The sequence below is a fragment of the Pedobacter psychrotolerans genome (assembly GCF_004340665.1).
Lineage (GTDB): Bacteria > Bacteroidota > Bacteroidia > Sphingobacteriales > Sphingobacteriaceae > Pedobacter > Pedobacter psychrotolerans.
Map to the genome: position 1 here is coordinate 1 of NZ_SLWO01000012.1, position 14,188 is coordinate 14,188.

Annotated in this window: 9 protein-coding genes; 2 read left to right on the forward strand and 7 right to left on the reverse strand. The window is 37.7% G+C overall.

The annotated features are described in order from the left end of the window. The first annotated feature begins 676 nt into the window (after positions 1 to 676). On the forward strand, positions 677 to 1,657 hold the full coding sequence (locus tag EV200_RS21040) for an acyl-ACP desaturase (RefSeq protein WP_132536335.1): 981 nt from the start codon (positions 677 to 679) through the stop codon (positions 1,655 to 1,657). Between the two features lie 58 nt (positions 1,658 to 1,715). On the opposite strand, the gene EV200_RS21045 is transcribed toward EV200_RS21040, so the two are convergent. The 7 genes from EV200_RS21045 to EV200_RS21075 all read right to left on the reverse strand — a co-directional run bounded on the left by EV200_RS21045 (position 1,716) and on the right by EV200_RS21075 (position 12,481). Continuing rightward, entirely contained in the window at positions 1,716 to 5,108 is a 3,393-nt protein-coding gene (locus tag EV200_RS21045) for a methylmalonyl-CoA mutase family protein (protein ID WP_132536337.1), read from the reverse strand. Positions 5,109 to 5,441: 333 nt separating this feature from the next. After that, positions 5,442 to 7,100, reverse strand: a complete 1,659-nt coding sequence (pafA, locus tag EV200_RS21050) for an alkaline phosphatase PafA (protein ID WP_132536339.1) — start codon at positions 7,098 to 7,100, stop codon at positions 5,442 to 5,444. A gap of 68 nt (positions 7,101 to 7,168) precedes the next feature. After that, a complete protein-coding gene (locus tag EV200_RS21055; RefSeq protein ID WP_132536341.1) occupies positions 7,169 to 8,458 on the reverse strand; it encodes a bifunctional folylpolyglutamate synthase/dihydrofolate synthase in 1,290 nt (429 codons plus the stop codon). Positions 8,459 to 8,641: 183 nt separating this feature from the next. Beyond that, positions 8,642 to 9,457, reverse strand: a complete 816-nt coding sequence (locus EV200_RS21060; protein ID WP_132536343.1) for an energy transducer TonB — start codon at positions 9,455 to 9,457, stop codon at positions 8,642 to 8,644. Next, complete coding sequence (locus tag EV200_RS21065) at positions 9,457 to 9,858, reverse strand: ExbD/TolR family protein (protein ID WP_132536345.1); 402 nt, start codon at positions 9,856 to 9,858, stop codon at positions 9,457 to 9,459. Before EV200_RS21065 ends, EV200_RS21060 begins: the two co-directional genes overlap by 1 nt. Next, a complete protein-coding gene (locus EV200_RS21070) occupies positions 9,858 to 10,565 on the reverse strand; it encodes a MotA/TolQ/ExbB proton channel family protein (protein ID WP_132536347.1) in 708 nt (235 codons plus the stop codon). Before EV200_RS21070 ends, EV200_RS21065 begins: the two co-directional genes overlap by 1 nt. Beyond that, positions 10,565 to 12,481 carry an HU domain-containing protein gene (locus EV200_RS21075; RefSeq protein WP_132536349.1) on the reverse strand — a complete coding sequence of 639 codons (1,917 nt, stop codon included), beginning with the start codon at positions 12,479 to 12,481 and terminating at the stop codon, positions 10,565 to 10,567. The genes EV200_RS21070 and EV200_RS21075 overlap by 1 nt, the downstream gene beginning before the upstream one ends. 537 nt (positions 12,482 to 13,018) lie before the next feature. Here EV200_RS21075 and EV200_RS21080 point away from each other — a divergent pair. Beyond that, positions 13,019 to 14,179: a YeiH family protein gene (locus EV200_RS21080; RefSeq protein WP_132536351.1), complete on the forward strand. Its 1,161-nt coding sequence runs from the start codon at positions 13,019 to 13,021 to the stop codon at positions 14,177 to 14,179. Positions 14,180 to 14,188: the final 9 nt, after the last annotated feature.

Below are 14,188 nucleotides of genomic sequence, written 5' to 3' on the forward strand. Positions count from 1 at the left end.
GGGAGAGTAGGTCGGTGCCAAATCTTAAAAGCCCAGGAGGCGTTTAACAAGAACCCTTGCAGTAACAACTGCAGGGGTTTCTTCGTTTAAAGAAAAAAGACTAAAGCTGAAAGACCAAAGACTAAAGTGGAAAGACTAAAGTGGTCTGCATGGCGTAAAATCTTTTATGGCGTAATACCATTCCCCTCCACTGGAGGGGTGCCCGTAGGGCGGGGTGGTTATTAAAAGATGAGATACTGGATATCATTTTATTCGGTTATTAACGGATAGGTTTCCATAGCCTGGAGATGCTTCGTGCCTCAGCATGACAGTGACTTGGGGACAGGCTTTAAATATATGCACTAACTGTCTTCAATAAACATGATGGAAACAGAAATCCTTTTTGTTAAACGAAAATTCTATTTTAAGATTAACCCTAACCAAAAGATTGCAGTGTACAGCAGGACCGAAGCAGCCAAATGATGCTGGCTTAGTTTTTCTAAAATTTATATAATATAAAATTCATTATTATTTCGATCCAAATTTTTATAATTAATCGTCATGAATTATTTCTCATAATTAAATTTGTAATAAAGATCATATTTAAAACTGATTCATTGCAAATCTGTTAATATAATAAGGTTTGCCATAATATTTGGTTATCTTTGTTTTTAACAACAATTTATATAAACGAGTAATGAGTTTTTTTGCAGAAAAGAGAAGGGAAGTAATGGTGCATATCGAGAAGTATATGCTCGAAATGATGGATACATACCTTAAGCCTATTGATACCAATTGGCAACCATCTGATTTTCTACCTGATTCTACCAGTGATACATTTTATCAGGATATTAGAATTTTAAGAGAGAATGCAAAAGATTTATCTTATGATCTTGTCGCTGTATTAATTGGTGATACCATTACCGAAGAGGCATTACCTACTTACGAATCATGGCTGGCTATGGTTCAAGGTCCAAGCATGAAAGAAGATGGTGGATGGATGAAATGGAACAGGCACTGGACTGCTGAAGAAAACCGTCATGGTGATCTTTTAAATAAGTATTTATACTTGTCAGGTCGTGTTGATATGCGTCAGATGGAAATTTCCACGCAATATTTAATTGCTGATGGTTTTGACATTGGTACTGGCCATGATCCTTATCGCAATTTTATTTACACTTCATTTCAGGAATTAGCGACCAATATTTCTCATAGAAGAGTAGCTTCTTTAGCTAAAAAAGATGGTGATGCGCTTTTATCTAAGATGTGTGGTGTTATTGCTTCTGATGAAGCTAGACATGCTAAAGCTTATAAAGACTTTATGAATCGTATTTTTGAAGTAGATCCTAATGAGGCAATGCTTGCTTTTGAAGATATGATGCGTAAAAAAATTGTAATGCCAGCTCATTTCTTACGTGAAGTGGGTTTAAAAATCGGACAGACATTTGGCCATTTTACAGATGCTGCACAACGTTTAGGCGTTTACACTGCTGTTGATTATGTGGAGATTATGCAACAGTTAATTGAAGATTGGAAAATTGAAGGCATGCAGGATTTAAACGATGCTGGTGAAAAGGCTCGTGATTATATTATGGCTTTGCCTTCTCGCTTATTACGTGTGGCAGATCGTATGAAAACACCAACAATTGATTATAAATTTACCTGGATTGCTGGTTAATCCATATATATAAAATATAAAAGTCCCGTTTGATTATTTTCAAAACGGGACTTTTTTGTTACATGTTTCTTCTGTATTGACCGCCAACTTCATAAAGTGCATTACTAATCTGTCCAAGTGAGCAGACTTTGCAAACTTCCATAAGTTGTTCGAATATATTTTTACCATCTACTGCAGATTTTTTGAGTTGGTTAAGTAAATCATTTGATTTATCTGCGTTCCTATCCTGAAACTTTTTCAGTGCATCAATTTGAAACTGTTTTTCTTCTTCAGTAGCTCGAATAACTTCTCCTGGAACTATAGTTGGCGAACCATTTTTATTTAAAAAAGTATTTACACCTACAATCGGATACTCGCCGGTATGTTTAAGTGTTTCATAATATAAACTTTCTTCTTGTATTTTTCCTCGTTGATACATCGTTTCCATTGCGCCTAAAACGCCTCCACGATCATTAATTCTTTTGAATTCCTGTAATACGGCATCTTCAACCAGATCAGTTAATTCTTCAATGATGAATGCTCCCTGCAATGGATTTTCATTTTTTGCCAAGCCTAATTCCCTGTTGATAATCAGTTGAATGGCCATTGCTCTACGTACAGATTCTTCTGTAGGCGTGGTAATGGCTTCATCGTAAGCATTGGTATGTAGCGAATTACAATTATCGTAGATGGCATAAAGTGCCTGTAAGGTTGTTCGGATATCATTAAAATCTATCTCCTGAGCATGCAGGGAACGACCTGATGTTTGAATGTGATACTTTAACTTTTGTGACCGATCATTTCCTTTATATTTATTTTTGATCGCTTTTGCCCAGATTCTTCTTGCCACCCTGCCAATCACAGCATATTCGGGATCAATTCCGTTAGAAAAAAAGAAAGAAAGATTTGGTGCAAAATCGTCGATATGCATTCCTCTGCTCAAATAATATTCTACAAATGTAAATCCGTTGCTTAAGGTGAAAGCAAGTTGCGAGATTGGATTTGCACCTGCTTCGGCAATATGGTAACCAGATATGGAGACAGAATAAAAGTTCCGTACTTTTTCATCAATAAAATATTTTTGAATATCTCCCATCATTCTGAGTGCAAATTCAGTTGAGAAGATACATGTGTTTTGTGCCTGATCTTCTTTTAAAATATCGGCTTGTACTGTTCCACGAACTGCACTTATGGCTTTTGCCCTGATCGTCAAGTAAATTTCTGAAGGTAAAACTTCATCACCTGTTACACCCAGAAGCATTAATCCTAATCCATCATTACCTTCAGGAAGTGCACCATTGTAAGCGGGGCGTGGAATATTTTTTGAACGATAAATTTTCTCTATTTTCTGTTCTATTTCTTCATGTAAATCATTTTCTATAATGTATTTTTCACATTGCTGATCAATAGCCGCATTCATGAAAAAACCCAATAACATTGGAGCAGGGCCATTGATGGTCATGGATACTGAAGTGGATGGGGCGCAAAGGTCAAAACCGGAATATAGCTTTTTTGCATCATCAAGTGTGGCAATACTTACTCCTGAATTTCCAATTTTACCGTAAATATCCGGACGGATGTGCGGATCTTCTCCATAAAGCGTTACTGAATCAAAAGCGGTAGAAAGGCGATGTGCTGGTTGCCCTAAGGAAACATAATGAAAACGTTTATTTGTCCGCTCTGGCCCACCTTCACCTGCAAACATTCTCGTTGGGTCTTCACCATCACGTTTTAGAGGGAAAACACCTGCTGCATAAGGAAATTCGCCAGGAAGATTTTCTGTAAGTAGCCATCTTAAAATATCTCCCCAGTCTTCATATCTGGGTAAAGAAACTTTTGGGATATTCAGCTTCGATAATGATTCGTAATATAAAGGTTGCCTGATCTCTTTATCTCGCACTTTATAAATAAAAAATTCTTCTTTATAAGCCTTTTTTGTTTCTGGCCATTGACGAAGTAAACGTTTACATTCGCCATCTAATTGTTCTTCAAAAAAAGATAAAGCCCCAGTTAAATCATCTCCGGGAGGGGAGATTTTGCCTTTCTCATCCGTTATTTGGTGTTTATTTAATAGATCAATTACACCATTGAGCTGGTACATTTTTCTGGCTATTTCTGATTGCTTATCTACCCACTCATTATAAGCCTGACTTCCTTCTGCAATTTCTGCCAGATATCGGATTCTATCTGGTGGAATGATGTAGATTTTTTCTGATTGATCCGATGTCAATTCCATTTTGGCTTTAAAATCAGTTCCAGTTTTGGTTTTGATTTTTTCCATTAAAGCAACAAACAAATTGTTCATGCCCGGATCGTTAAATTGTGAGGCCATGGTTCCATAAACTGGAATATCTTCATCCTTTGCATCAAAGAGATTATGATTGCGCCTGTACTGTTTGCGCACATCGCGAAGCGCATCTAAAGCGCCACGTTTGTCAAATTTATTAAGGGCAACCAGATCTGCAAAATCAAGCATATCGATTTTCTCTAATTGCGTAGCTGCACCGAATTCTGGTGTCATGACATAAAGTGAAACATCACAATGTTCAGTAATTTCAGTATCCGACTGGCCAATGCCCGAAGTTTCTACAATAATTAAATCATATCCTGCTGCTTTACAGATGTCGATACTTTCCTGTACATTTTTAGATAAAGCTAAATTGGCTTGTCGTGTAGCCAGTGATCGCATGTAAACCCTCGGATTATTAATGGCATTCATTCGAATGCGATCGCCAAGTAATGCGCCTCCGGTTTTTCTCTTGGATGGATCAATGGAAATGATGGCTAGTGTCTTGTCTGGCACTTCAACCAGAAAGCGGCGAACCAACTCATCTACCAATGATGATTTTCCTGCTCCACCTGTTCCGGTGATACCAAGGATAGGGGCAAGGTTATTTTTGGATAATTTTTTTAATTCATTTACAAATGATTGAGCACCTTCAGGATCATTTTCTGCAACGGTAATTGCTCCGGCAATGGCTTTAATGTCTTTCGTTGGAATGGTTTGCAATTCGTTCGTAATTCCTTCATTTGTGATGAAATCTGTTTGAATGAGCATATCATTGATCATTCCCTGCAAACCCATTTTACGGCCATCATCAGGAGAGTAGATTTTGGAAATTCCATAGGCCTGGAGTTCTTCAATTTCTGAAGGCAAGATTACTCCGCCACCGCCTGCAAATATTTTTATATGACCCGAACCTCTTTCTTGCAAGAGGTCGTACATGTATTTAAAGTATTCTATATGTCCGCCTTGGTAAGAAGTCATGGCAATTCCTTGAACATCCTCTTGTATGGCACAGTTTACCACTTCATCAACTGATCGGTTATGGCCAAGATGGATAACTTCTGCACCTGATGACTGCAAGATACGGCGCATGATATTAATGGTCGCATCGTGGCCATCAAAAAGCGATGCGGCAGTTACAAAACGGATTTTATTTTTAGGCTTGTATATTTCTACGGTTTGCATATGATAGGATTTAAAGGATACCTGTGCTCAAACCACTTATCCTTGTTTCCAAAATATTTGGTATGCAAATGTACTAAAATAAGCAGCTTAAGTGGTGTAGACCTTATACTGTTATGGCTTTCGGTTCAGTTATAATTACTGCAACTTGGCATTTTTATTATTACCCGAATCATCTGAGATTATGTCAGAAGTTTGCTGTGTAAAAAACAGAGTATCTCTGATTTATTACCCCATAATAGTTGGAGGCAAATCAAATGAATAGACCCTGAAATGAATTCAGGTTGACCATTACAGTAAAACAAAAAAACTATGCCAGGGGCATAGTTTTTTGATTTATTTGTTTGTGATTTCTATAATGGGTTCTCCAACATTGCCATTTGGCATTTGGATATGGAGCAATGCAGCCAGTGTTGGTGCGATGTCGGTCATGTAATGTGTTTTGTTTGATGCACCAGGTTTGATTCCCCAGCCCATAAAAACCAATGGAATATGTGAATCATATGGATTCCAATTTCCATGAGTAGTTCCTGTGCTGGTACCATTAAACCAGTTTGGATTTAAAATGTAGTAAAGATCTCCGCTTCTTCTGGCATTGTAGCCATTGGTGATCATTTTTTTCTGAATCTCAGGTAAAGTTGCTTGCGAAATTTTTGAAATGTCTACCACGTTGGCAAAGCCATCCATCTTCTTCACGAATTCAATGGATGCTGATTTAATTACATCAAAGCTTACATTCAAATTATCTGTCTTATCGTGATCAAAAATAATCTGGTTATTCATCGATCTTAATACAACGTTATTAACCTTGAATTTATCATTCAGATAAGTATTTAGTTTGCTCGCTATATCTTTATCACTTACAACTCCTGAAGGCAATTTATTGGCCTGCATAAAGCCAGGTACATGAGCTGCACCATGATCGGCTGTTAAAAATACGGTGTAATTTCCTTTGCCTACTTTCTTATCAAGATAATTGAAAAATTCTTCAATATCCTTATCCAAACGCAAATAAGTATCTTCTGCTTCTATTGAATTCGGACCATAAGCATGACCAACATAATCAGTTGAGGAACAACTTACTGCTAAGAAATCTGTGATGTTATCCTGACCTAAATCTTCAGAAAGGATGGCTAATTTGGCAAGATCTAGCGTGATGGTATTACCATAAGGTGTGCTTCTGATCGCATCATAGTTTTTACCTGTAAATTGTGCCAGACTGTGGGGAAAAGTACTTTGCTTTCCTTCATAAGCCTGTTCATCTGCAGTGCTATTGACATAGGTGTTAATCGGGTATAATGTTTCCCAGTTCTTTGCGTAGAATTTGTTAGCCAGTTTAAGTTTATTATAATCAGCAATCCAGGTGGGTACTTCCTTCATATAATAGCTGCTAGTGATCCAGTTTCCGGTACTTCCCTGATACCAGTATGCTGCATTTGCAGCATGACCTGCCGGAAGAATAGATCCTCTGTCTTTTAAGGAAATTCCAATTACTTTACCGCGGAAATTAGTCGCTAACCTTAACTCATCTGTAATGGTTGTGGTTAACAGGTTTTTTGGAGACATATTGCCTTCTGGCGATGGTGTACTTCCAACAGTTACTGCGCTTGTATCTTCCGTGCAGTATACGCTTTTCTTTGTTTCAGGATCAAACCAATCGTTGCCGATAATGCCATTAACCGCTGGAACTGAACCGGTGTAAATACAGCTATGGCCACAGGCGGTATAGGTTGGTGTATAAGGGATGAAAGTGTTTTCTACAGAAAATCCTTCGTTAATTAACCTCTTAAAACCTCCATTAGTGTATCGGTTATAATATCGATATAGATAATCCCATCTCATCTGATCAACAACAAGACCCACAACTAACTTTGGTCGAGCGACTTCAGCTGGAAAGGTTTTAGCTTGAGTTGTAACAGTTTTCTTGGTTTGTGCTGATGCGCTTGAAGCAGACAGGAGAGCGAGTGAAAAGAGTAAATAAGAAATTTTCTTCATTCTATTTTTAGTAAGGGCCTAAATTAATAATTTTAAGATGAAGAACTTTTGAAGTTTTTGTAAAGTTTTCATATCGCTTCAGCTACCACAAATGTACTTCCGCCAATATATACGAGATCATCAGTTGCTGCATTTTTTATTGCGGCTTCCTTTGCAGCTAATACTGATGCATAGCTATCACCAAGAAGATTAAAAGCCGATGCCTGTGTCGCCAATTCCGTTTCAGCTAATCCTCTTTCTAAATCTGGCTTGCAAAAATAATATGTAGCGTTTTGAGGCAATAGCGATAAAACTTTGGAAATATCTTTGTCTTTTACCATACCAAAAACGATGTGTAATTTATTGTGAGGTGTTTGGTTAATGTTTTTTATGACTTCAGCAATGCCAGCTTCATTGTGGCCGGTATCACAAATCACTAAAGGATTGATTTGCAAAGTTTGCCATCGGCCTTTTAAGCCTGTTAACTTCTTTACTTGTTTAAGCCCGTAGTAAATGCTGTTATCCGAAATTTTAAAATTTGTTTTTTCTTTCAGCGCACTTAAAGCCTTAATTACGGTCAGGATATTTTTATACTGGTACACGCCTGTTAAATCACAGATCAGGTTAGGGTATATCATTTCCTGATTTTGATAAACAGATAATGAAAGTCTCGTATTTTTGATTTTGGTATTTTGTACATTTAACTCCGCATCGGCAAATACAATCGGCGCATTCATTTCTTTGGCTTTCTGTATAAAAACCGGGGCTGATTTCTCCTGGGTTTCTCCGATTACAACAGGCGTATCTTTTTTGATGATACCAGCCTTTTCGCCTGCAATTTCTTCAAGGGTATCGCCGAGCATATTCATATGATCCAAACTGATGTTGGTGATCACCGAAATCTCAGGTTGGATGATATTGGTAGAATCTAAACGTCCGCCTAGTCCAACTTCTATCACTGCAATATCAACATGATGCCTGGCAAAATAATCAAAGGCCAATGCTACCGTAACTTCAAAAAATGAAGGTTCTATCTCTTCAATCAGTTTTACCTGTGCTTCGACAAATTTAACCACTTCCCTTTTACTGATCATTTTTCCATTGATGCGAATCCGTTCGCGGAAATCTTTAAGGTGAGGCGAGGTATATAAGCCGGTTTTGTAGCCTTGCGCCTGTAAAACAGCGGCCAACATGTGCGAAGTGGAACCTTTGCCATTTGTGCCAGCAACATGAATGCTTTTAAACTGGTGTTGTGGATTATTTAAGGATTCACAAAAGATGATAGTATTGGTAAGGTCTTTTTTAAAAGCAGCTGCACCAATCCGGGTAAACATCGGGAGTTTACGGTATAAAAAATCAAGCGTTTGCTGGTAATTCATGGGGCAAATATACATCAAGGTATTTCAACTTGAAATTTGACTATTATAATTTCTTACCTGACGTAGGTTTTCAATCTCAAAAATTGTGAAGAAATAAACTTTCTTAAACGCAAAAAGCGCAGGTATTTCCCATGCTTTTTGCATTGTATTAATAATAATAAAAAATCTTATAAAACAGCTATTTTAGTTTACACCGAAATTAAATGTAACGAGTCCAGTTTGATTATCTCCACCTTCTTCAGCTTTAATGATCGAGGAATTTAAAACAGCCTTAATACATTTGTTAACGAGTTCAGTATCCGTTGTGGTTGATCCTTTAAGGTTTTGAGTAGCCTTCACTATTTTTCCAGATCTGTTAAAATACACCCTGATTACGATTCTGCCAGTTTTCTGACCATCATCTGTTGGTTTTTCTAAGTTTGCAAAACGCCTTAATGGAAGAGGTGTATTTCCAAATCCTGAACCACCAGCGCCATAATTGTTGGCTAGTGGATCGCCATTTACAGAACCCTGATTACCTGGGGTATTTCCGGTTCCATCTCCACCGCCCTGGCCAGTACTTTTCTTGCCCTTGTAAAGCGCATTTTGATTCACCACAGGCTTTGTTGGTTTTTCCTCTTTAGCGGTAGTTGGGGTAGGGGTTTTCGTTTTTGTAGGCTTTGTATTAACAGCGATTGCCTCTTCAGTGTTTTGTGTCTGAATTTCCTTTTCACCAGTTTCTACCGTTGTATTTTCCGTTACCTTCTCTTCTGGTACCACTTTATCAGGTGCCTTATTGTTGGCGTTTGGATCTGCAGAAGGTTCTTCAATACTGGTATAATCATCACCCATTCCCGTTTCTGCAGTACCATAATTCACCACCATACCACCCATACCCAAATCTTCAGGTGGTTCAAAAGAATTAATTACAATCAGAAAGCTAATGGCAAGCAACACGGCCATAATCCCGCTGGAAATGGCAATGGCTTTAGGATAATTATTTTCTTCTGTAGTTTTCATTATTTTTTAGGTTCTACAGCTAAAACGAGTTTTAATTTCAATTTGTTTGCCACGTCATAGGCCACCATGATATTCTCTGCAGGTACATTCTTCGCCACATATAAAACGATGGTCATATCAGGTGCCGCTTTCTGGTAAACTTCAATTGCCGATTGTAAAGCATCAGTAGTTACTGGTTTCTTATCAACGAAATAATTAAACTTATCGTCTATACTCACCGTTACCGCTTTTTTGGCTGTTGATTGTTGTCCGCTGCTAGATTGCGGCAAGAGCAATTTAACCACCTGAGGATTTACGACAGCTGAGGCCAATAAGAAAAACAACATCAGAAAGAACATAATGTCGTTCAGTGCTGATGTATGTACTTCTACACTTCCTTTTGTTCTTTTGCGTAAATTCATTATTTGCTTGGTTCTTCTAATAAATCAATAAAATCAATTGCATCTGTTTCCATTTTTAAGATGATTTTTTCCACCATAATATTTAAAATGTGATACAAAACATAAGCGATAATTCCAATAATTAAACCAGATGCAGAGGTGATCATTTTGGTATATAAACCTCCTGAAATGGTACCAATTTCAATAGCACCTTTGATGGATACCTGATGAAAGATCGTAATTACCCCTACAATGGTTCCAACGAAACCAAGCATGGGTGCAATCCCAGCTACAATCCCTAAAATGCTGATGTTCTTTTCTAATTTGGAAACCTCCAATTTACCTACATTTTCAATTGCCCCTTCAATGTCTTTAATCGGGCGGCCAATACGTTTCAATCCTTTTTGCAACATGCGGGATAGTGGCGAGTTGTTATTTTTCAATAGCGACATTGCACCATCTAAATTTCCTGAATGAATATAAGATCTGATTTGCCCCATCAAATTTGATTCGTCTTTTGTAGCCTTTTTAATGGTTAAATAGCGTTCTACAAAGATTACTAATGCTAAAAATGCCAGAAATGCCAGTGGAATCATTACCCAGCCGCCTTTAAAAAGCAGATCTATAAAATGAAGTTCTTCCGGAGCTGGTTTTGTTAACGCCTGGTTAACCGCATTTGCTGTGTCTTGAATCGCTTGCGTGGTGTCTTGAATTAATAAAGTAATCATTATGGTTGTGTGTTGGTAAATATTTGTTGTACGAAAAATCCTTTTCCTTTTAGTCTTTTCTGTAAAATCTCTTTTTGAGCTTCGGCTTCTTTCTGTGTTTTAAAACTGGCGATGCTCACCTTTTTTAAACGACCAGGTAATTTGGCAATCTCGGCTTTTAAACCAATTTTTTCCATTTGCTTAATGAAAACCAGTGCTTTCTTTTCCGATTGAAAAGAGGCTGCAATTACATTAAAGGTAGAAGGACCGGTATTTGCTGCGATTTTATTTTCTGCTGGTATTTCAACAGCAGGTTTAACCACTGGTTTCTTACTGAGCTTACCAAGTGAATCTGTTTTTTGCTGAACCTGATTCACCCTTAAAATGCTATCCGTTTTAGCTGCAGAATCTTGTCTGGACTTAGTTGTATCAATGGCTGCTTTTGGAGAATCAATAACTGTTTTAGCAGCTGGTATGGTTTCTTTTTGACCATTAAATAATTCAGGTTTAACCAGGTAAGTGATGGCTGCAATAATCACCAGAACTAAAATGATAATCGTTATTTTTAACCAGGTAGACATGCCTTGTGGTGTTTCATCCTCCGGAACAATAGGGTCGTGGCCAAAACGATTGGGGTGTTCAGCATGCTGTTCCTTCATAAATTGAGGTGCTTCAATAACAGGTTCTACCTCTTCTGTATTTTCTTCTAAATTAATGTATGTCTTTGGCGCTTCTGTATCAGATCTTAAAGAGAAACGGCTTGAATAATCTACTGGTATAATGGTATTTGGTTCCTGAAATTCAACCTTATCTGATGCTGAATTATTTTCAGGTAAATTAGTTTCCTGTTGAGCTTTGCTATCTTCAATTTCATGTTGAACAGCAGCTTTGTGTTCCACTTCTGATTCCGGCGTATGACCAAAACGATTTGGATGTTCAGCATGTTGCGCTTTTACTACCTCAGGTGCTTCAATTATTGGTTCTTCCTGCTCCGTATTTTTACTCGAAATAATATCTGTTTCTGCATCTGTGGATGCTGTGATACCATTATTTGAATTTGTGGAAGCATTTACTGCAGTTTCCTCTTCAGGCGTATGGCCGAAACGATTAGGATGTTCAGTGTGTTGCGCTTTAATGAATTCAGGCGCTTCAGTTATTGCTTCACCTTGAATGGTATTTTCTTTTACATGATTATCCTCTTCTTCATCAGCAATTGAAACCTGCTCATTTGAAGGTGTGATGGCTTTAACAGCATCTTCCTCTTCAGGCGTATGACCGAAACGATTCGGATGTTCAGCATGTTGCGCTTTAATAAAATCTGGTGCTTCTGTAATTTCTTCAGCAGGATTTTCGGTGTGTTTTAAAGTGTGTTTAAAATCATCTTTAACTTCATCCAGCTCGATATTTTCAATAGCTGGATGATGATATGATTTATTTGCAAATGGAGAAGCCGAAACTGGTGCTTCAGCTATTTCAGTATGCGCTTCCGGTTCATCTTCTTTTATTACATCAGGTTTTACTTCTGCCGTAACCGTATCCGATAGGGTAGGTAAACCGAAAAATTCTGAACCGTAATTGATATTTTGAGCAGGATCGAAACTTAAACCCTCATGCTCCGTAAAGTAAAGTCTTCCAATACGGTCAAGAATGGCTTCGTGATCTTGTTCAAGTAGCTGATTAATTTCGTTTACAAATTGAGAAATGTAGTATTGCGCACTTTCTTTTGAAATATTTCGCTTAGCTGAAACGTAATCCTCTAAAATATTTTCTTCTTTAACCTCGCGTGTAAATTGTAAAGTAAACCCAGGAGGCAAAAAAGATTGTTGTTCCTTGTCGTATCTGCCAGGGTATTTCTTTTTGTAAAAAGTTCCCAAGCTGGTAACACCAACTTCTTTGCGTTGTTGCAAGAGTTCGAAAAGGTATGACAAGATATCCATTTTGTAAAATTATTGTTTTAGAATTAAAAATTGTATTCCTTTAAACTGTCTTTGAGCAGGTTTTTACAAAACGAGTCAGGAAAAAGCCCCAAAAAAGGGTAGGAATAAATTATTTTTATCATGCTAATTTTACTGTTTTAAAGAATTGATATCGGTATCCTTTCAAAGATAACGGTTACAAAGATAAAAATGGTATGTTACGAATCAAATGCGCAGCTAAATATAAAGCCATTCGTTATCTGTCGGATCCTTAAAAGGATTTAGCGAAATAAAATTTTGGTTTGAAATACAGGAGCCTGTTTTGAGAAAAGCCCATACTTATTTCAGATATTTATGAAACGGAGAAGGTATAGCAACTGAAGTATTGAACCAGGTAAATGATGATATTGGGTATTTGCAGGCTACTATAAAATGCTTACTAACCTGGTCTTTGATGATATTGGCAAATCTTATTATGGCGTGTGCGGCTATCATACCGAAACTCAAGCATTAAGATATCTCTAAAATAGAAATTGAATAACAGTACCGGAAAAAATTATGTCATTAGAAAACACAGCTACGGCAAACAGCGCTGCCCTAACGGATGCAGGAATCACACCAGATAAAAAAACCTTTTTACAATCCTTAACTGAAGATTGGTGGGCGGTAATTTTAGGGTCGGTTATTATTGCTACCGTTCTATTTTTAACACATAATGGTACAAGCATTGCCTTACCGGCCTATAAATGGAGCGGGAGTGAAGATCTGCTGAATAAAATATTATCACCAGGCAACCTGCTGCTGATTTTGGAAACAGGAATTGTTTTTTTAGCCCTCGCAAGCATTGCCATTGCCTTATCTGGAGGAAACGTAGGAAGATTTGCCGCCGGATTTATCCTGATTTATATATTAGCGAATGTGGCTTTTATTATTGGCGGTAACAAAAGTGTATCCTATTATGGTTTGGAGTATGTGGTATTTGCTTTGCTGATTGGGATTTTGATGGGCAACCTGATTAAGCTTCCTTTTTGGCTAAAAGAGGCTGTTCGGTCTGAATTTTATATTAAAACAGGTCTTGTAATATTAGGCACAACTATTTTGTCTGCAGATTTAATTAAAGCAGGCTTACCCGGAATTATTCAAGCAGTAATTGTGGTAAGCGCTGTGTGGTTCTTTTCTTTGTGGCTAAGTCGCAAGCTAAAAGTAGACGATGAATTTGGAATTATTTTGGCATCTGCCGTATCTATTTGTGGCGTATCTGCAGCAATTGTTGCCGCCGGAGCGATAAATGGGGATAAGAAGAAATTATCATATGTCACTACATTGGTATTGATTATGGCAATTCCCATGATGATCATTCTACCTTGGGCAGTCAGGTATTTTCAAATACCCGAAGTAATAGGAGGTGCCTGGTTAGGTGGAACATTAGATACCACAGCAACCGTAACGGCAGCAGGAGATTTAGTCGGACCAATTGCGGTAAAAGCAGGCGTAATTGCCAAATTCTCTCAAAATGTTTTTATTGGTGTAGCCGCATTTTTTATTGCCATTTGGTGGGCCTACCGAAAACCTGCAGATCAAGAGAGTGCACTGCCGGTTGTTAAGGCCAAAAGTCCGGGGTTAAAAATTGTTTGGGAACGTTTCCCGAAATTTGTTTTAGGGTTTGTAGGCGCATCATTAGTCTTCTCGTTTCTGCTACCGCCAAAAGCGTTGGGCTAACTTTAAATG

Bases quoted from the DNA above. Each gene is read 5' to 3' on its own strand.
- EV200_RS21045 (WP_132536337.1), bottom strand. From the start codon at position 5,108: ATGCAAACCGTAGAAATATACAAGCCTAAAAATAAAATCCGTTTTGTA.
- EV200_RS21075 (WP_132536349.1), bottom strand. From the start codon at position 12,481: ATGGATATCTTGTCATACCTTTTCGAACTCTTGCAACAACGCAAAGAA.
- EV200_RS21065 (WP_132536345.1), bottom strand. From the start codon at position 9,858: ATGAATTTACGCAAAAGAACAAAAGGAAGTGTAGAAGTACATACATCA.
- EV200_RS21060 (WP_132536343.1), bottom strand. From the start codon at position 9,457: ATGAAAACTACAGAAGAAAATAATTATCCTAAAGCCATTGCCATTTCC.
- EV200_RS21055 (WP_132536341.1), bottom strand. From the start codon at position 8,458: ATGAATTACCAGCAAACGCTTGATTTTTTATACCGTAAACTCCCGATG.
- EV200_RS21070 (WP_132536347.1), bottom strand. From the start codon at position 10,565: ATGATTACTTTATTAATTCAAGACACCACGCAAGCGATTCAAGACACA.
- pafA (WP_132536339.1), bottom strand. From the start codon at position 7,100: ATGAAGAAAATTTCTTATTTACTCTTTTCACTCGCTCTCCTGTCTGCT.
- EV200_RS21080 (WP_132536351.1), top strand. From the start codon at position 13,019: ATGTCATTAGAAAACACAGCTACGGCAAACAGCGCTGCCCTAACGGAT.
- EV200_RS21040 (WP_132536335.1), top strand. From the start codon at position 677: ATGAGTTTTTTTGCAGAAAAGAGAAGGGAAGTAATGGTGCATATCGAG.